The organism is Streptomyces sp. NPDC047085 (genome assembly GCF_040643735.1).
Taxonomy (GTDB): Bacteria; Actinomycetota; Actinomycetes; order Streptomycetales; family Streptomycetaceae; genus Streptomyces.
Genome location: NZ_JBEYUW010000009.1, coordinates 284072 through 301558, shown reverse-complemented (window position 1 = coordinate 301558; position 17487 = coordinate 284072). Strand labels below are relative to the sequence as shown.

Below are 17487 nucleotides of genomic sequence, written 5' to 3'. Positions count from 1 at the left end.
CGTCCGGCGGGTCATCGTGACCCGCTCGTGATCAGGGACGTATGCGTGCCGGTTCCGGCTACAGCAGCGAGGGCACCTCCGCCGCCGAGACCTCGCGGGCCGCCCGCTCCACGGCGCTGGCCAGCAGGGCCAGGTCGGTGGGGCCGTTGCCCAGCTCGCGCACCGGCCGGCGGGCCGGCGGATCGCCCATCCGCTGCCACTCCAGCGGCAGCACCGTGGGCCGCTGGGTCGCGGTGCGCGGGATGCGGCCCGTCACCCGGCCGCCCTGGAACGCGGTGCCCCGCCCGTCCGGGTGCGTCAGCCTGCCCCGCCCCGGCGCCGGGTCGTCCGGTCCGGCGGACGGCGCGTCGAGCGTCACCCGGAGCGTGGCCCGCCGGGCCGGTTCCGTCTCCGCCGTACGACCGCCCGTCCCGGCCGCCGCCACCAGGTGCACGCCGAGCCGCTCGCCCTCCCGGGCCACCGCCTCCAACGCCCGCATCACCGACCCGGCGGCGGGCCGGCCCGGCGACCCCAGCGCCGGGGAGACCAGCGCGTCCAGGTCGTCCACGACCACCACGAGCCGGGGCAGCGGCGGCGCCGCCTCGGTCCGCTGCCGGGCCGCGGCACCGGGCCGCAGCCGCAGCGTGGAGCTGGGCGGCGCGTCTATGTCGCCGGCACCGGAGCCGGGTGCGGCCGGCCGCCCGCCCGGGGTGCGCTGCGCGACGATCCGGCCCGACACCTCGCGTCCCGTGTGCCACTGGGCGAAGTCGGTCATGCCCAGCAGCTCGGCCCGCCGCTTCAGCTCGGCGCTCAGCGACTGCGCGAACTCCCGCATGCGCACAGGGTCGTTGGCGATCAGATGGGTCGTCACATGGGGTATGTCCGTGCACACCCGCAGTCCCTCGCCGCGGCCGGCGGCCGTGCCGACGCCGTCCCGGCCGTCGATCAGCACCATGCCCAGCCGGTCGGGCCGCTCGGCGGCGGCCAGCGAGGCGACCACGGCCCGCAGCAGCTCGGTACGGCCACTGCCGGCCGGGCCCTCGATCAGCAGATGCGGCCCCTCGGCCACCAGGTCGGCGGTGAGCGGGCCGCGCGGCCCGGCACCGAGCACCGCCCGGGCCCGGCCGCCCAGCGACTCCGTGTCGTCCGCCGCGTCTGCCCAGCGGGCCATCAGGGACGCCGGGGTGGCCCGGGCCAGCCCCAGCTCGTCCAGCAGACGGGCCGACTGCGGCAGTGGTACGGCCACGCGCGCGTGCCGCTCTCCGGCGGGGCCGTCCGGACGCAGCGGCGCGAGCGCCCGCGCGAACCGCTCCGCCCACGCGGGGGAGACGGCGTCCACGGCGGCGAGCACGCCCGGGCCGACGGGGCCGCCGCGCGCCACGCGCATCAGATGCAGCACGCTCGCCACATCACCGCCGAGCAGCGCCGCGGCCCCGCAGTGCCGGAAGGTGGGCGTCACCGCGCAGGCGGCCTCGTACACCTCCGCGACCGGAGAAGAGGGGGAGGCGGCCGGGGTCTCGGCGAGGCACACCACGTGGATCCCGGCCCGCGGCCCGGCCACGGCCAGCCGCGCCACGGCCTCCCGCAGCGCGGCCCCACCGGGATCACCGTCCACGACGACCACGGTGTACGGCCCCGGGTACCCACTGACACCGTCCGGACCGGCATCGTCGCGGGCCCAGGAGGGACGGCGGGTTCCGTGGGCGGGGGTGGCGTTCGGGTGGGTGGTACCGGGCGAGGCCGTGGCGGCGGGGGCCGTGGCCGTCGGGGACGCGTCGGCGCCGAGCGGGCCCGCGCCTGCCGGCGAGGCCGCCCCTGTGGGCGTCGGAGCAATCCGTGCCGTCGCCGGCCGGGCCGCGCTTCTGCCCGTCGCCGCGTGGTCCTCGACCCGGCGCAGGAGTTCCTCCGTGCGGGCCGCCGCCTGTTCGCGGTCGTAGGCCAGCAGCAGGCGGCAGTCCTGGCCGTGGCCCGGACGGACGTGCGGGAGCCAGCCCAGCCAGGACCACTCGGCCGTGCGCTCCTCCACCGGGCGGGAGCGGTCCGCGCTGATCAGCACGATCTCCAGCAGGTCGGGGGAGTGCAGCGCGGCGAGCTGGGCCAGCACCGCGCGGGCCAGCCCGGACAGCCGGGGGCGCGGACCGGCCAGGCCCAGCGCGCCCGCCTCGCGCAGCGCTGCGGTCACCGGTACGGCGGGCAGCAGACCCGAGCCGTCCGGCGCGGCCCGGTCGGCCGTCCCGAGCCGTACCACCAGCGTCTCCGGATGCCCCGCTCCCCGCTCCCACAGCCGGGGCCCGGGCCCCAGTGCCGTCAGCAGCAGCGCGGCGGGGTCGGGCCAGGTGTCGGGCTGCTGCGGGACGGCACCGGCCGGGGTGCCGGCGGTACCGGTGGCGGCGGCCCCGGCTCCGTAGGCCTTCTGCTCGGCCGCCGTCTGCTCCCCGCGCCCCCCGGCGAGCCTGCGCGCCCACGCACCGAGTCCACCCCGGCGCCGGGCGCCCTGGGGAACGTCGGTGCCTCGGACGGGAGTGCTCTTACGACCACCGGAGCCGGTGTTCCCGCCCGGGTGTGCGCCGTTGTCGCGCGGCCCTGGGCCGCCGGTCGTCGTACCGGCGTACGGGTCCTGGGACGGCCCGCCGGAACCCGTGCTGCCGACGCCCGCGCGCGAGCCGGTGTCGTGCGGCATCGGGGCGTGGGCCGTCGTACCGGCTGCGTACGGGCCCTCGGCCAGGCCGCCGGGGCCACAGATGCCGTGGCGTCCCGCGTGCGTGTCCCCGCTGCCGGAAGCCGGGCCGGGAGTCCCGGGCGTCCGGAGATCCCTGCCAGGCTCGCCCGCTCCGAAGCGGACCGCGCCCGTGTGGCCATCGGGGGCCGTGACGGAACCGGATGCCCCGGCCGCCCCGAGTCCGCCGCCGAGACCGTCGGTCCCGAGGGGGCCCGCGGTCGTGTACCCGTGAGCCGAGCTCACGGCCGAACCAGGTGCCCCTGCCGATGCCCCGGCCGACCGCTGCCCACTGCCCGGCTCGCCGGTCCCGGAGCCGCCAGTGGCCCAGCCGACAGAAGCCGTGCCCGCGCCCCGGCTCTCGATGCTCGGTGTCCCCGCCTGGCCGGGGACGGAGGGCTGCTCGCCGTACCCGTGCTCCTGGGCGCCCGCGCCCGAGGCGCCCCAGGCCGCCGTGCCGTACGCGTGATGGATGGGCCCGGACGGGCCCGTGGCCGCGGAGTGCTCCACGCGCGCGTGCCCCGCGTCGACGCCGGCTCCGGCGCCTTCCGCCGTACCGACCGTGGCGCCCGTACCGGCCGTATCGACCATGCCGCCCGTCGCGCCCGCCGCACCCGCACCGCCCGTACCCCGAGACGTCCCCGCGCCCGGTACCGCGTCAGCTCCGGAACCGGCGGACGTGCCCGGCGCGCCGGCGCCCTCCGCGCTCCCGGCCCCCAGCGGGAACCGTACGCACCCCTCGCCGTCCGGGACCGTGCGCACGCGGGCCCCGGGGCCCCCGGACGGCGTAACTCGCAGGGCGGATTCGCCGAGCCTCAGCAGGGCCCCCGCGGGGAAGCGCTGGGGGCGGTCGGTGACACGGGCGCCGTCGAGGGTGGTGCCGTTGGTGGAGCCGAGGTCGGTGACGGAGACGGCGCCGTCGGCGGCGACCGTGACCGCGCAGTGCAGGCGGGAGACGTCCGGGTCGTCCAGCGGGACGTCGGCGTCGACAGAGCGGCCGACCGTTATGCGGCCGCCGTGCAGGAGGTGGACGCCGCCCGCGTCCGGGCCCGCGACCACGTGCAGCTGGGTCGGGGCGTCGTCCAGCTCGGGATGGGGCTCGGGGGCCGCAGGGGCGCCCAGGGACAGCACGGCGCCGTCGACCAGCGGGGGCTCGCCGAGGGTGCGGCGGCGGGCGTCCAGCCGCTCCGTGCCCGCGTACAGGACCACCGGCGCGCCGGAGGCCTCCCGGCCCGCGCCGCCGTCTCCGGTGACCGCCGCGGCCAGCGCCGACGCCACCGCAGCCAGGTCCGTGCCCACGGGCGCCGTGACCAGCACGTCCCGGCTCGCGGGGCGGCTCCGCTGCGGGGCCGGGCCCAGCGGGTCTACGACGGTCAGCCGGATCTGCATCGCCGTCAGCGGTCCCTTCTGCCCGGGCGCGGACTCCCCACCCCACACGAGCACGTCGGCCAGTACTGCAGGCATCCTCGCACCTGTCACTGACAACACGCCCGCGACCCGGCATCAAGTGATCTTGATTGGTCAGCTCTGCCCCCAAAAGTGCCTGACCAGGACCGCGTCGGCGATCACTTGAGATCGGTCACGTCCCGGACCTGGCAACCAGGGGACCGAGGTGAGCGTCTTTCCTTCGAACATGGACGGGAACGCTTACGTAGTGCCCTGGGGGGCGGCACTACAGTGGAGCGGAACACCGGAACCACAGCCGAACAGACAGCAGGGAGCGCGGAACGTGCGGCCAGTCGGCAGCAAGTACCTGCTCGAGGAGCCGCTCGGACGCGGCGCCACGGGCACCGTCTGGCGTGCCCGCCAGCGCGAGACCGCGGGCGCCGAGGCGGCCGTGCCCGGCCAGCCCGGCGAGACGGTCGCGATCAAGGTCCTCAAGGAGGAGCTGGCGAGCGACCCGGACATCGTGATGCGCTTCCTGCGCGAGCGCTCCGTCCTGCTCCGCCTCACCCACCCGAACATCGTCCGGGTCCGCGACCTGGTCGTCGAGGGCGATCTGCTGGCCCTGGTCATGGACCTCGTCGACGGCCCCGACCTGCACCGCTACCTGCGCGAGAACGGCTCCTTCACGCCGGTCGCCGCCGCGCTGATGACCGCGCAGATCGCCGACGCGCTCGCCGCGAGCCACGCCGACGGCGTCGTCCACCGCGACCTGAAGCCCGCCAACGTGCTGCTCCAGCAGTACGACGGCCGGATGCACCCGATGCTGACCGACTTCGGCATCGCCCGCCTCGCCGACTCCCCGGGCCTGACCCGCACCCACGAGTTCGTCGGCACGCCCGCGTACGTGGCGCCGGAGTCCGCCGAGGGCCGCCCGCAGACCTCCGCCGTCGACATCTACGGCGCCGGCATCCTGCTGTACGAGCTGGTCACCGGCCGTCCGCCGTTCTCCGGCGGCACCGCCCTCGAAGTGCTGCACCAGCACCTGAGCGCCGAGCCGCGCCGCCCCTCCACCGTCCCGGACCCGCTGTGGACGGTCATAGAGCGCTGCCTGCGCAAGAACCCCGACGAGCGGCCCAGCGCCGAGAACCTCGCGCGCGGGCTGCGGGTCGTGGCCGAGGGCGTCGGCGTGCACGCGAACGCCGCCCAGATCGCCGCCGCCGAGGGCGTCGGCGCCCTGCTCGCGCCCGACCCGGCCCCGACCGCCGTCCCGGGCGTGCCCGGCGCCGCCGACCCCACGCAGGTGCTGCCGACCAACGCGCCGCAGGGGTCGTACGGCGGGCACGATCCGAACGCGGCGACCAGCGTCCTGCCGCACACCGGGGGCCCCGGCGACCCGATGGGCGCCGCCGACCCCACCGCCGTGCTGCCGAACACGGGCGCGGCCGACCCGACCGCCGTCCTCCCGCCGATGCCCCAGGGCCGGCCGGGACAGCAGGGCCAGGGGCCCCAGCCCGAGCAGCCGCACCCCTGGCAGACCCAGCTGCGCGCCGCCCGCGACCGCAACGAGCAGACGCAGATCCAGTACCTCGACCCGAACGAGGACCCGCTGCGCCGCCGCCCCCAGCGGCAGGTCGCCCGCCCGCAGCAGCAGCCGCGCCAGGCCCCGCAGGCCCGCCCGCAGCAGCCGCAGCAGCGCCGTCCCGCCGGGTACGGCCACGCGCCGCAGCAGCCCCAGCAGTACGCCCCGCAGCCGCAGCAGTACGCCCCCCAGCCGCAGCGGTACGCGCCGGAGCCGCAGCGGCCCGTGCGCGAGCCCCGGCCGCCGCGGCAGCGCAGCGCCAACCCGATGAAGATCCCCGGGCTCGGCTGCCTCAAGGGCTGCCTGTTCACGATCGTCATCCTGGTCGTCGCGAGCTGGCTGGTCTGGGAGCTGACCCCGCTGCACACCTGGGTCGGACAGGGCAAGGGCTACTGGGACCAGATGAGCGACTGGGCCGGAAAGGTCGGCCACTGGGTCAAGAAGCTGGGGAGCTCCTCCGGCAACGGCAACTGATCGCAGGGCGCCAACTGATCGCAGGTTTGGGGATTTGTCGACATCTGGCGGGTGATTTCTGTCTCCGCGGTGAAGGTTGGCTCGTCGGACGCGTAGTTTTAACGACACCACGCGACAACACGCGTCTGTAGGAGCAGTCTTGGCACGGAAGATCGGCAGCCGGTACACCGCGAACCAGATCCTGGGGCGGGGCAGCGCCGGCACGGTGTGGCTGGGCGAGGGACCGGACGGTCCCGTCGCGATCAAGCTGCTGCGCGAGGACCTCGCGTCCGACCAGGAGCTCGTGGGGCGCTTCGTGCAGGAGCGCACCGCGCTGCTCGGCCTGGAGCACCCGCACATCGTCACCGTGCGCGACCTGGTGGTCGACGGCAACGACCTGGCGCTGGTCATGGACCTCGTCCGGGGCACGGACCTGCGCACCCGGCTGGAGCGGGAGCGGCGGCTCGCGCCGGAGGCGGCCGTGGCGATCGTCGCGGACGTCGCCGACGGGCTCGCGGCCGCGCACGCCGCCGGGGTCGTCCACCGGGACGTGAAGCCCGAGAACGTCCTGCTGGACATGCAGGGCCCGCTGGGGCCGGGCGGGGCGCACCCGGCCCTGCTGACGGACTTCGGCGTCGCCAAGCTGATCGACTCGCCCAGGCGGACCCGGGCCACGAAGATCATCGGTACGCCGGACTATCTCGCCCCGGAGATCGTCGAGGGCCTGCCGCCGCGGGCCGCCGTGGACATCTACGCGCTGGCCACGGTCCTGTACGAGCTGCTGGCCGGCTTCACCCCCTTCGGCGGCGGGCATCCGGGCGCGGTCCTGCGCCGGCACGTCACCGAGACCGTCGTACCGCTGCCCGGCATCCCCGAGGAGCTGTGGCAGCTGATCGTGCAGTGCCTGGCGAAGGCCCCCGCCTCCCGGCTGCGGGCCTCGGAGCTGGCGGCGCGGTTGCGGGAGCAGCTGCCGACGCTCGCGGGGATGCCGCCGCTGGACGTGGACGAGCCGGAGTCCGAGGCGGCCGAGGAGGGCCCGGAGGAGGCGTCGGCACCGCCGGCCGACTCCGGGGAGCCCGTACGGCGCCGTGGCGCGGTGTCGCTGGTGCCGGGCGCCAAGCCCGACTCCAACCGGGACACGCACACCTCGATGCGGGTACCGGGGCCCGACGAGCTGGCGGGCGGCGCGCGCGGTACGGCCCGGGCGCCGCGGGCCTCGGGAGCACCACGGCCCGGCTCCGCCCGCCACCGCGCGGCCGCCCGGCGCCGCAGGATCACCCTGAGCGTCGCCGCCGTCGTCCTCGCCGCGGCCATCGGCATCGGCGCCTGGGCCGCGACCTCGGACGACGACACACCTCCCCAGGACACCCACAGCACCTCCACCCCGTGAACCCCGGGCTCCGCCCCGTGAGCCCCGGGCTCCGCCCCGTGAGCCCCGGGCTCCGCCCGGTGACCCAGGGCTCCACCCCGTGAACCCAGGGGGCTCCGCCCGGTAACCCACAGGGGGCTCCGCCCGGTGACCCCGGGCTCCGCCCTGTGAACCCGGGGGCTCCGCCCCGTGAACCGCTCCGCCCTGTGAACCCGGGGGCTCCGCCCCGGACCCCCGCCCCGCACGCCGCTTCGCACCCGCTCCCGTCCAGCGAGCGGTGCCGTCGATCAGCCCTTCAGCCGTTACGGCGGCCGAGGACGAGGCCTGTTCAGGGCCCCTGCGGGGGTCCGGGGGAGGCAGTCCCCGGCAGGGGCCCAGGGGCGGCAGCCCCGGCCCGGGCTTCGTCGCCCGGCGGAGCCGTTACGCTGGAGGCGTGGCAGTCGTCGATGTATCCGAAGAGCTGAAGTCCCTCTCCTCGACCATGGAGTCGATCGAGGCCGTCCTGGACCTCGACAAGCTGAGGGCAGACATCGCCGTGCTCGAGGAGCAGGCGGCCGCGCCGTCCCTCTGGGACAACCCGGACGAGGCGCAGAAGATCACCAGCAAGCTCTCCCACCTCCAGGCCGAGGTCAGGAAGGCGGAGGCGCTGCGCGGCCGGATCGACGATCTCGCCGTCCTCTTCGAGATGGCGGAGGAGGAGGACGACCCGGACACCCGCGCCGAGGCCGAGTCCGAGCTGGCCGCCGTGCGCAAGGCGCTGGACGAGATGGAGGTCCGGACGCTCCTGTCCGGCGAGTACGACGCCCGTGAGGCGCTCGTCAACATCCGCGCCGAGGCCGGTGGCGTCGACGCCGCCGACTTCGCCGAGCGGCTCCAGCGCATGTACCTGCGCTGGGCCGAGCAGCACGGCTACAAGACCGAGGTCTACGAGACGTCGTACGCCGAAGAGGCCGGCATCAAGTCGACCACCTTCGCCGTGCAGGTGCCGTACGCCTACGGCACCCTCTCCGTCGAGCAGGGCACCCACCGGCTCGTCCGGATCTCGCCCTTCGACAACCAGGGCCGCCGCCAGACCTCCTTCGCGGGTGTCGAGGTGCTGCCCGTCGTGGAGAAGACCGACCACATCGAGATCGACGAGTCCGAGCTGCGGGTGGACGTGTACCGGTCGTCCGGACCCGGTGGTCAGGGCGTGAACACCACCGACTCCGCGGTGCGGCTCACGCACATCCCCACCGGCATCGTGGTCTCGTGCCAGAACGAGCGGTCGCAGATCCAGAACAAGGCCACCGCGATGAACGTCCTCCAGGCCAAGCTGCTGGAGCGGCGCCGGCAGGAGGAGCAGGCCAAGATGGACGCCCTCAAGGGCGACGGCGGCAACTCCTGGGGCAACCAGATGCGTTCGTACGTGCTGCACCCCTACCAGATGGTCAAGGACCTGCGCACCGAGCACGAGGTCGGCAACCCCGAGGCCGTGTTCAACGGCGAGATCGACGGGTTCCTGGAGGCCGGCATTCGCTGGCGCAAGCAGCAAGAGAAGTAACTTTGTCGACATGACAACTGCCGCCCCTGTGGCGGCAGTTGTCATATGTCTGGGTTTTACATCACACTCACAGGCTCCAACTCCCGGCAAACGCCGCCCCATCGGACATTGCGCGCGCAACGACCTTGACGTTGCTTTGAAAAATGGGAAGGGTGAAGCGTGGCATGCGTATCTCTGGGGCGCATGTGAACCGGGGGAATAGGGTGACGTGGATGCCGGCGCCGACACTGGTGTCGACTCCGGCGTCATCGGCTGCCCCCGTCGATCACGGCCTGCCCCCGAGCGCGGCCCACATTGACGAATAGCTACTGGGGGTAGCAACCATATGACCAAGAAGACGCGGATCCGCGTCGCGCGGATAGCGGCCGGTGCCGTGATCGCGGCCGGCGCCTCGCTGACCGCCGCGGGTGCGGCGTCCGCCCTGGACCTCGATGTCAAGGCCGGCCCGCTCAGCGTTGGCGCGAGCACGAAGGCCGCCGGCGCGGACGGTGACTGCGACCTCGTCGCCGTCTGCACCGACGGCGGCACCTCGGACGGTGGGAACTCCGACGGGGGCAACTCCGACGGCGGGGACTCCGACGGGGGCAACTCCGACGGTGGTGACGCGAGCATCGGCGGCGACGCCTCGATCGGCGGTGTCATCGCCGGCACCGACGGTGGCGACGCCTCCATCGGCGGCAACGACGGCGGTGACGCCAGCATCGGTGGCAACGACGGCGGTGACGCCTCCATCGGCGGTAACGACGGTGGCGACGCGAGCATCGGTGGCAACGACGGCGGTGACGCCTCCATCGGCGGTAACGACGGCGGTGACGCGAGCATCGGTGGCAACGACGGCGGTGACGCCTCCATCGGCGGCAACGACGGCGGCAACGGCTCCAACGGCGGTGACGCCAGCATCGGTGGCGGCAACGGCAACGGTGGCAACGGCTCCAACGGTGGCGGCAACGGCAACGGTGGCGGTCACGGCAACAGCGGCGGCAACGGCTCCGGTGGCGGCTCCAGCACCGACGGTGGCAACGGCCACACCACCCCGAACGGTGGCGGCAACGACAACGGCACCCAGGAGGAGGGCTCCTCGGCCCTCACCGACACGGGCTCGGACACCTCGGCCCAGGGCGGTGACAAGCAGCTCGCCGAGACCGGTGCCGGTCAGACCGCGTTCCTGCTCGTCGGCGCCGCGACGATGATCGCCGGCGGTATCGCCTTCCGCGTGCTGCCGCGTCTGGTGAACGGCCGGGGCGGCGCGGCCGCCTGAGCGTAGCCTCACGCTCACGCACTGTGCGCAACGCGTAGACGGAAGGGCCCGGAGCGTCGCGCTCCGGGCCCTTCCGCCGTTCTTGAGGTCTGTCTTCTCGGTGCCTGCTTACGCGGTCTGGTGCGCCAGCAGCGCCACCGCGGCGATCAGCACCGCGAGCAGCGCGATCAACGCCATCGGGTTCAGCCCCGCGAAGAAGCCCTGCTGCTGCAGTCGCTCGCGGTTGGCGCGGCACACCGGGCACCGGCCCTCGCTCACGGGCGCCGCGCAGTTCGCGCACACCAACCGGTCGTACGTCATGCGCTCGCCCTCCTTGCACCGGCCATCATGCATACAACGCTTGCGGGAACCAGAACGTTCCCCCTCCACTCTGCCAGGTTCCCCGGGAAAGGGCGCGGGCGTCCGGAGAAGCCCGGTTCCCGCCCGGCGCAAACTCGGATCCGGTTCCGTACAAAAAGACACAAGTCTGCCCCAAGCGCAACCGGCGACTGCACTTGCGCACCTGGTTCGCGTATGGTCACGCTCATCTACCCCCGGCGACCCGTGGTGCATCCGTGATCCGATTCGACAACGTCTCCAAGGTCTACCCCAAGCAGACTCGTCCAGCCCTCAGGGATGTCTCCCTGGAGGTGGAGAAGGGCGAGTTCGTCTTCCTCGTGGGGTCCTCCGGCTCCGGAAAGTCCACCTTCCTGCGGCTCATCCTCCGCGAGGAGCGGTGCAGCCACGGTCAGGTGCACGTTCTGGGCAAGGATCTCGCGCGCGTCTCCAACTGGAAGGTGCCGCAGATCCGTCGCCAGCTCGGGACGGTCTTCCAGGACTTCCGCCTCCTGCCCAACAAGACGGTCGCGGAGAACGTGGCCTTCGCGCAGGAGGTCATCGGCAAGTCCCGCGGCGAGATCCGCAAGTCCGTGCCGCAGGTGCTCGACCTCGTCGGCCTCGGCGGCAAGGAGGACCGGATGCCGGGCGAGCTGTCCGGCGGTGAGCAGCAGCGCGTGGCCATCGCGCGGGCCTTCGTCAACCGGCCCAAGCTGCTCATCTGCGACGAGCCCACCGGCAACCTCGACCCGCAGACCTCCGTCGGCATCATGAAGCTGCTCGACCGGATCAACCGGACGGGCACCACCGTCATCATGGCGACGCACGACCAGAACATCGTGGACCAGATGCGCAAGCGCGTCATCGAGCTGGAGAAGGGCCGCCTCGTCCGCGACCAGGCCCGCGGCGTCTACGGCTACCAGCACTGACCCGCCGCCCGAGCCCCGTCCACGGAAAGGCTTAACCAGACGCCATGCGCGCCCAGTTCGTCCTGTCGGAGATCGGTGTCGGTCTCCGCCGCAATCTGACGATGACCTTCGCCGTCATCGTCTCCGTCGCCCTGTCCCTGGCCCTGTTCGGCGGTTCGCTGCTGATGAGCGACCAGGTGAGCACCATGAAGGGCTACTGGTACGACAAGGTCAACGTCTCGATCTTCCTGTGCAACAAGAGTGACGCGCAGTCGGACGTGAACTGCGCCAAGGGCGCGGTCACCGAGGACCAGAAGAAGCAGATCCTCTCCGACCTGCACAAGATGTCGATCGTCGAGAAGGTCTCGTACGAGTCGCAGGACCAGGCGTACAAGCACTACAAGGAGCAGTTCGGCAACTCCCCGCTGGCCAGCTCGCTCACGCCGGACCAGATGCAGGAGTCGTACCGGATCAAGCTCAAGGACCCGCAGAAGTACCAGGTGATCGCGACCGCGTTCAACGGCCGTGACGGTGTGCAGTCGGTGCAGGACCAGAAGGGCATCCTGGACAACCTCTTCCAGTTGCTCAATCTGATGAACCGCGCGGCACTCGGCGTGATGGCGCTGATGCTGCTCGTCGCGCTGCTGCTGATCGTCAACACCGTGCGTGTTTCGGCGTTCAGCCGTCGGCGTGAGACCGGGATCATGCGCCTGGTCGGCGCCTCGGGCTTCTACATCCAGGCGCCGTTCATCATGGAGGCCGCGGTCGCCGGTCTCATCGGCGGCGGCCTCGCCTGCGTCTTCCTCGTCGTGGGCCGGTACTTCACCATCGATCACGGCATGGGCCTGTCCACCAAGCTCACGCTCATCAACTTCGTCGGCTGGGACGCGGTGTTCACCAAGCTCCCGCTGATCTTGGCCACGAGTGTCCTGATGCCTTCGTTGGCGGCGTTCTTCGCGCTGCGCAAGTACCTGAAGGTGTGACGCATCCCAAGAGGGCCGTACGGACATCCGACCGTACGGCCCTTCGCGTTGTCCTAGACTCACCGCCATGTCAGGTCGTGACCTGTTCTGTCAGCCCCGCCGCAAACGCCGCGGGGCCGCCCTGACATTGGTCTTCGCCGGCCTGCTCGCCGCCGGCGCCGCCACCGGCTCGTTCCCGGACGCCGGACAGGCGGCCCAGCCCGGCCAGTCGGGCCGCAGGAGCAGCGCCGGGCCGTCGCCCGCGGCCACCCGGCACGAGGCCGTGCGCAAGGCCGCCGCCGAGGCCATGGCCGACGGCACGTCCCCGATGGAGGCCGCCGAGCGGGCCGTCAGCCGCAGCGGGGACCGCTGGGCCGCCGTCTACTCCGAGGGCGAGTACCAGGAGTTCCAGGAGGCGTTGGACGGTGAGTACACCGGCGTCGGCCTGTGGGCGCGGCGCGAGCGCGACGGCCGTATCGAGGTGACCCGGGTGCAGCCCGGCTCGCCCGCCGCCGACGCCGGGATCCGCAGCGGCGACGGGCTGCGCAGCGTCGACGGCGAGAAGGTCGACGGCCGGCCGGTCACCGAGGTCGTCTCCTTACTGCGCGGCGACGCCGAGGACGCGGCCGCAGGTACGACGGTCACGCTCGGTCTGCAGCGCGGCACGCGCACGTGGACGCGGACCCTGCACCGCGCGCGCCTGTCCACCGACTCCGTGACCGTCCGCAGGCCGGCCGCCGGGGTCGTCGTGATCCGGGTCGCCGCCTTCACCAAGGGCTCCGGCGAGGCCGTGCGCGCCGCAGTACGGCAGGCGCCGGCGGACGCCGGACTCGTGCTCGACCTGCGCGGCAACTCCGGCGGCCTGGTCACCGAGGCGGTCGACGCGGCCTCCGCCTTCCTCGACGGCGGTCTGGTCGCCACCTACGACGTCGACGGCGCCCAGCGCGCCCTGCACGCCGCGCCCGGCGGCGACACCGCCCGCCCCCTCGTCGCCCTGGTCGACGGCGGCACCATGAGCGCGGCCGAGATGCTCACCGGCGCCCTCCAGGACCGGGGCCGCGCGGTGGTGATCGGCTCCCGCACCTTCGGCAAGGGCTCCGTCCAGATGCCGACCGCCCTGCCCGACGGCTCGGTCGCCGAGCTGACCGTCGGCCACTACCGCACCCCTTCCGGCCGCGCGGTCGACGGCCGGGGCATCACTCCGGACCTGGAGGCGGGCGCGGAGGCGCTGCAGCGGGCGGAGACGGTGCTGACGGGCCTCGGCGACCCGTCGTAGCCCCCTCGAACTGTCGCAGTCCCCTTAAATACGCTTCCCTCGCACCCCTGGTGTGGTGAGAAAATGTCGTCACTATGAGCAAGGGAATGTACGTACCGAAGGAGTCCCAGCCCAAGCAGGGCGGAGGGGCCGCGAAGGCCAGGGACGGCGAGAAGGGCGGCAAGCGCAAGATCGTCGCCCAGAACAAGAAGGCCCGGCACGACTACGCGATCGTCGACACCTACGAGGCCGGGCTCGTGCTGACCGGCACCGAGGTCAAGTCGCTGCGCGAGGGACGGACCTCGCTGACCGACGGCTTCGTCCAGATCGACCGGGGCGAGGCGTGGCTGCACAATGCCCACATCCCCGAGTATCACCAGGGCAGCTGGACCAACCACTCCGCGCGCCGCAAGCGCAAGCTGCTCCTGCACCGCGAGGAGATCGACAAGCTGGAGTCCAAGGCCCAGGAGACGGGTCACACGATCGTGCCCCTCGCGGTGTACTTCAAGGACGGCCGGGCGAAGGCCGAGATCGCCCTCGCCCGAGGCAAGAAGGAGTACGACAAGCGGCAGACCCTGCGGGAGAAGCAGGACCGGCGGGAGTCGGACCGCGCGATGGCGGCGGCCAAGCGCAGGCAGCGCGGCTGAGCGGGGAATACGCTGGCACAGCCATGCGTTGTTCCCGTACGATGGCACTGCACCTCACAGAGGGTGCACGCCCCCTCCTCGGAGGGTTTGAAAAATCAACATGGGGATGATCGGTTTCGACAGCGGCTGTCGAAGCAGGGGAAGCGTGTCGAGGAAGCGGCAATGATCTCGTAAACCACATGTCGCAAAAAATAATCGCCAACACCAAGCGCGATTCCTTCGCCCTCGCTGCCTAAGTAGCGACTTGCGAAGTGTCAGCCCGGGGCTGTTCCCGACCCGGATCCTGGCATCAGCTAGGGAACTAAACCTCTAGACCCGGTCACGGGGTGTAGAGGGAAACCAAACAGTGGCTGAGCCCGTCGGAGACTTGTTCGCGTGATCTCCGGGGCCGAGAAAAGCGCAGCGAACTGCACACGGAGAAGCCCTGATTCCGCACCGTTGGACGCGGGTTCGATTCCCGCCATCTCCACCAACCCCCTCCGGGGGTACCCCATGTGGGCACAGGCCCCGTCGCTCGAAGCGGCGGGGCCTTCGCCGTACCCGGGCCGGCCCGTCGCGGCTTCCGCGCAAAAGGTTGTACGGCGCACGGTTTCACTTGCGTCCCACTTTTGTCCCGCCTTCTTCACAGGGCGGAGACTTCGTTGACATGTAAAGGACAGGTATACGGATCATGGAGGCTTCCTGTTCCTTGCGACCCACTGGAGGACCCACGTGGTCAAAAGCTCGGGCCTGAACGCGCGGAGCGCCCTGGCGCGCGGCACGGTCGCGGCGCTCACCGCCGCGCTGGTGGCGACCGGCACGACCGCCGCCTTCGCCGCCGACGCGAACGGCCGGTCCGTGTCTCAGGTCTCCGCCCAGGCCAAGCCGTCGGGCGTGTCGAAGTTCAGCCTCACCAGCGAGACCGCCGACGCCCAGGTCAACGCGCTGTACGGCGTGGACAGCAGTGGCAGGCTCTGGGGCTACCCGCCCAACGGCCAGGGGGGCCTGGACTCTCGCGTCCAGACCGGTTACGGCTGGCAGACCGCCAAGTTCATCACGCAGACGGACAACGACGCGGACGGCTCCGCGGACGGCATCTGGGATGTCACCGGAAGCCGGCTCACCTACACGAACTGGGACAGCGACACCCCGCTGACGGTCGGTAGCGGCTGGAACATCTACAACCGCCTCCTGTCGGCCGGGAACCTCGGTGGTGCCGCCGCCGACGACCTGATCGCCCGCGACAGCTCCGGCGTCCTGTGGCTCTACCTCGGCTACGGCAACGGCAAGCTGACCACGCGTTACAAGGTCGGCACCGGCTGGAACATCTACTCCGACCTCGCCGGCAAGGGCGACCTGACGGGCGACGGCAAGGACGACATCGTCGCCAAGGACAGCTCCGGCGTGCTGTGGCTGTACAAGGGCACCGGCAACTACAAGGCCCCCTTCGCGTCCCGCACGCGCATCGGCGCCGGCTGGAACACGTACAACAAGCTGATCTCCGTCGGTGACATCAACCTCGACGGGACCACCGACCTGATCGCCCGTGACACGGCCGGCGCCCTGTACCTGTACAAGGGCACGGGCAACGCCACCGCCCCCTACGCGTCCCGCGTGAAGATCGGCACCAGCGGCTGGAACACCTACCGCATCCTGTTCTGATCCGGATTCCGGGCCGGGCTCACCGGCTCGGCTTCAGGCGCGTCATGGGCCGCTCCCCTCACCGGGGGCGGCCCTTCGCGTCGCCGGGAGCGTCCCCCTCACGTCGCCGGGGCATGGGCGTCGCGCGGCCGCCCGGCGAACCAGACCAGCCCCGCCAGCGCCGCCGCTGACGCCGGCACACCGTAGGCGGCCGTCGGCGAGAGGTGCTCGACCACCCAGCCGCCCGCCGCGCTGCCGCAGGCGACGCCGGTGAGGAGGGCGGTCACGACCAGGCTCATGCCCTCGTTGAGGCGGTCGGCCGGGGTGCGGGACTGGACCAGGGTCATCGCGGTCACCATCGTCGGCGCGGTGGCCATGCCCGCCACCAGCAGCGCGCCCGCCAGAGCGGGGAGCGAACCGGCGGTGGTGGCCGCCAGCCACGGCAGGGTCATCAGCGCGGCCATCGCCAGGAGGCACCGGGAGAAGCCGAGGCCCGCCGGTCTCCGCGCCCCGAACAGCAGGCCCGCCGCGCCCGAGCCCGCCGCCTGGAGGGCGAGGACCACCCCGGCCGCCGCGCGGTGTCCCCGCCCGTCGGCGAAGGCGATGGTGACGACCTCCATCGAGCCGAACACCGCGCCGGTGGCCACGAAACAGGCCAGCAGGGGCGGGATGCCGGGGCTCCGCAGCGGCGACGGCGCCTTGCTGCGGGCCACCGGCGGCGGCTCGGTCGCCCGCTGGGCGGTGAACAGCAGCATGCCGGCCCCCAGCAGCACGGCCGCGGTGAGCGTGCCCGCCTCCGGGAAGAAGGTGCCGGTCAGGAAGGACGCCAGCACCGGGCCGAGCATGAAGCACAGTTCGTCGGCGGCCTGCTCGAAGGAGTTCGCGGTGTGCAGCGCGCCGGAGTCCTCCCGCAGCAGATGGGCCCAGCGGGCGCGGGACAGTCCGCCGACGTTGGGGGTCGCGGCGGTGGCCGCATACGCGGCGAACAGGGTCCAGTCCGGGGCGCCGTAGCGCACGCACAGCAGCAGCGCGAGGCTCCCGAGCACGGCCGTGAGCGTGGCCGGCAGGGCCACCCGGGCCTGCCCGTGCCGGTCGACGAGCCGCGCGATCCAGGGCCCGGCCACCCCGGTCGCCGTGAGACCGATGGCGGTGACGGCGCCGGCGAGGGCGTACGAGCCCCGGGACCCGGCGATCATCACGACCGCGCTCACACTGAACATGCCTATGGGCAGACGGGCGATGAGGTTGCCCGCGGTGAAGGCGAGGGCGCCGGGGTGGGAGAACAGTCGGCGGTATCCGGTGGGTCGGCCGTGGCCGACCGGTATCCGGTCGTCGTGGGTGGCCAGTCGCTCGTAGACGGTGGCCAGTCGCTCGACGGCAGCGGTCATTGGGCCGTCGCCAGTGGCCGCCTCTCGGTCGTCGTCGGTGGTCGCCTGTCGGTCGTCGTCGGTGGTCGGTGGTCTCGGCATGGCTCCACGCTCGCCCCGAGCGGATCACTGC

At 72.9% G+C, this 17487-nt stretch carries 12 protein-coding genes and 1 other RNA gene; 10 read left to right on the top strand and 3 right to left on the bottom strand.

Translation table 11 applies throughout. The features are described 5' to 3' along the window. Positions 1-58: 58 nt before the first annotated feature. Positions 59-4084 carry an FtsK/SpoIIIE domain-containing protein gene (locus tag ABZ865_RS28450; RefSeq protein ID WP_361236382.1) on the bottom strand — a complete coding sequence of 1342 codons (4026 nt, stop codon included), beginning with the start codon at positions 4082-4084 and terminating at the stop codon, positions 59-61. Between the two features lie 340 nt (positions 4085-4424). Here ABZ865_RS28450 and ABZ865_RS28445 point away from each other — a divergent pair, with 340 nt between their 5' ends. The 4 genes from ABZ865_RS28445 (at position 4425) to ABZ865_RS28430 (ending at position 10280) form a co-directional block, all read left to right on the top strand. After that, positions 4425-6134: a serine/threonine-protein kinase gene (locus ABZ865_RS28445; protein WP_361236222.1), complete on the top strand. Its 1710-nt coding sequence runs from the start codon at positions 4425-4427 to the stop codon at positions 6132-6134. Positions 6135-6273: 139 nt separating this feature from the next. Then, positions 6274-7503, top strand: coding sequence for a serine/threonine-protein kinase (locus ABZ865_RS28440; RefSeq protein ID WP_361236219.1), 1230 nt, complete (start codon positions 6274-6276; stop codon positions 7501-7503). Between the two features lie 412 nt (positions 7504-7915). Further along, on the top strand, positions 7916-9022 hold the full coding sequence (gene prfB / locus ABZ865_RS28435; RefSeq protein ID WP_361236216.1) for a peptide chain release factor 2: 1107 nt from the start codon (positions 7916-7918) through the stop codon (positions 9020-9022). Positions 9023-9347: 325 nt separating this feature from the next. After that, positions 9348-10280, top strand: coding sequence for a hypothetical protein (locus tag ABZ865_RS28430; RefSeq protein WP_361236213.1), 933 nt, complete (start codon positions 9348-9350; stop codon positions 10278-10280). A gap of 108 nt (positions 10281-10388) precedes the next feature. Here the strand turns inward: ABZ865_RS28430 and ABZ865_RS28425 are convergent, their stop codons facing one another. Then, positions 10389-10580, bottom strand: coding sequence for a hypothetical protein (locus ABZ865_RS28425; protein WP_361236210.1), 192 nt, complete (start codon positions 10578-10580; stop codon positions 10389-10391). A gap of 254 nt (positions 10581-10834) precedes the next feature. Between ABZ865_RS28425 and ftsE the strand changes: the two genes are divergently transcribed. The 6 genes from ftsE to ABZ865_RS28395 all read left to right on the top strand — a co-directional run bounded on the left by ftsE (position 10835) and on the right by ABZ865_RS28395 (position 16008). Then, positions 10835-11524, top strand: a complete 690-nt coding sequence (gene ftsE / locus ABZ865_RS28420; protein WP_361236207.1) for a cell division ATP-binding protein FtsE — start codon at positions 10835-10837, stop codon at positions 11522-11524. A gap of 44 nt (positions 11525-11568) precedes the next feature. After that, positions 11569-12486 carry a permease-like cell division protein FtsX gene (gene ftsX, locus ABZ865_RS28415; RefSeq protein ID WP_361236204.1) on the top strand — a complete coding sequence of 306 codons (918 nt, stop codon included), beginning with the start codon at positions 11569-11571 and terminating at the stop codon, positions 12484-12486. Between the two features lie 67 nt (positions 12487-12553). After that, positions 12554-13741: a S41 family peptidase gene (locus tag ABZ865_RS28410; RefSeq protein WP_361236201.1), complete on the top strand. Its 1188-nt coding sequence runs from the start codon at positions 12554-12556 to the stop codon at positions 13739-13741. 86 nt (positions 13742-13827) lie between these two features. Further along, complete coding sequence (gene smpB, locus ABZ865_RS28405) at positions 13828-14367, top strand: SsrA-binding protein SmpB (RefSeq protein WP_361236379.1); 540 nt, start codon at positions 13828-13830, stop codon at positions 14365-14367. 102 nt (positions 14368-14469) lie between these two features. After that, positions 14470-14839: a transfer-messenger RNA gene (ssrA, locus tag ABZ865_RS28400) on the top strand. 239 nt (positions 14840-15078) lie between these two features. Then, positions 15079-16008: a VCBS repeat-containing protein gene (locus ABZ865_RS28395; RefSeq protein ID WP_361236199.1), complete on the top strand. Its 930-nt coding sequence runs from the start codon at positions 15079-15081 to the stop codon at positions 16006-16008. 98 nt (positions 16009-16106) lie between these two features. On the opposite strand, the gene ABZ865_RS28390 is transcribed toward ABZ865_RS28395, so the two are convergent. Continuing rightward, positions 16107-17456 (bottom strand): MFS transporter, encoded by a 1350-nt coding sequence (locus tag ABZ865_RS28390; protein ID WP_361236196.1) that lies wholly within the window; start codon positions 17454-17456, stop codon positions 16107-16109. Positions 17457-17487 lie beyond the last annotated feature (31 nt).

Bases quoted from the DNA above. Each gene is read 5' to 3' on its own strand.
- ABZ865_RS28450 (WP_361236382.1), bottom strand. From the start codon at position 4,084: ATGCAGATCCGGCTGACCGTCGTAGACCCGCTGGGCCCGGCCCCGCAG.
- ABZ865_RS28430 (WP_361236213.1), top strand. From the start codon at position 9,348: ATGACCAAGAAGACGCGGATCCGCGTCGCGCGGATAGCGGCCGGTGCC.
- ABZ865_RS28425 (WP_361236210.1), bottom strand. From the start codon at position 10,580: ATGACGTACGACCGGTTGGTGTGCGCGAACTGCGCGGCGCCCGTGAGC.
- ftsX (WP_361236204.1), top strand. From the start codon at position 11,569: ATGCGCGCCCAGTTCGTCCTGTCGGAGATCGGTGTCGGTCTCCGCCGC.
- ABZ865_RS28410 (WP_361236201.1), top strand. From the start codon at position 12,554: ATGTCAGGTCGTGACCTGTTCTGTCAGCCCCGCCGCAAACGCCGCGGG.
- smpB (WP_361236379.1), top strand. From the start codon at position 13,828: ATGTACGTACCGAAGGAGTCCCAGCCCAAGCAGGGCGGAGGGGCCGCG.
- ABZ865_RS28390 (WP_361236196.1), bottom strand. From the start codon at position 17,456: ATGCCGAGACCACCGACCACCGACGACGACCGACAGGCGACCACCGAC.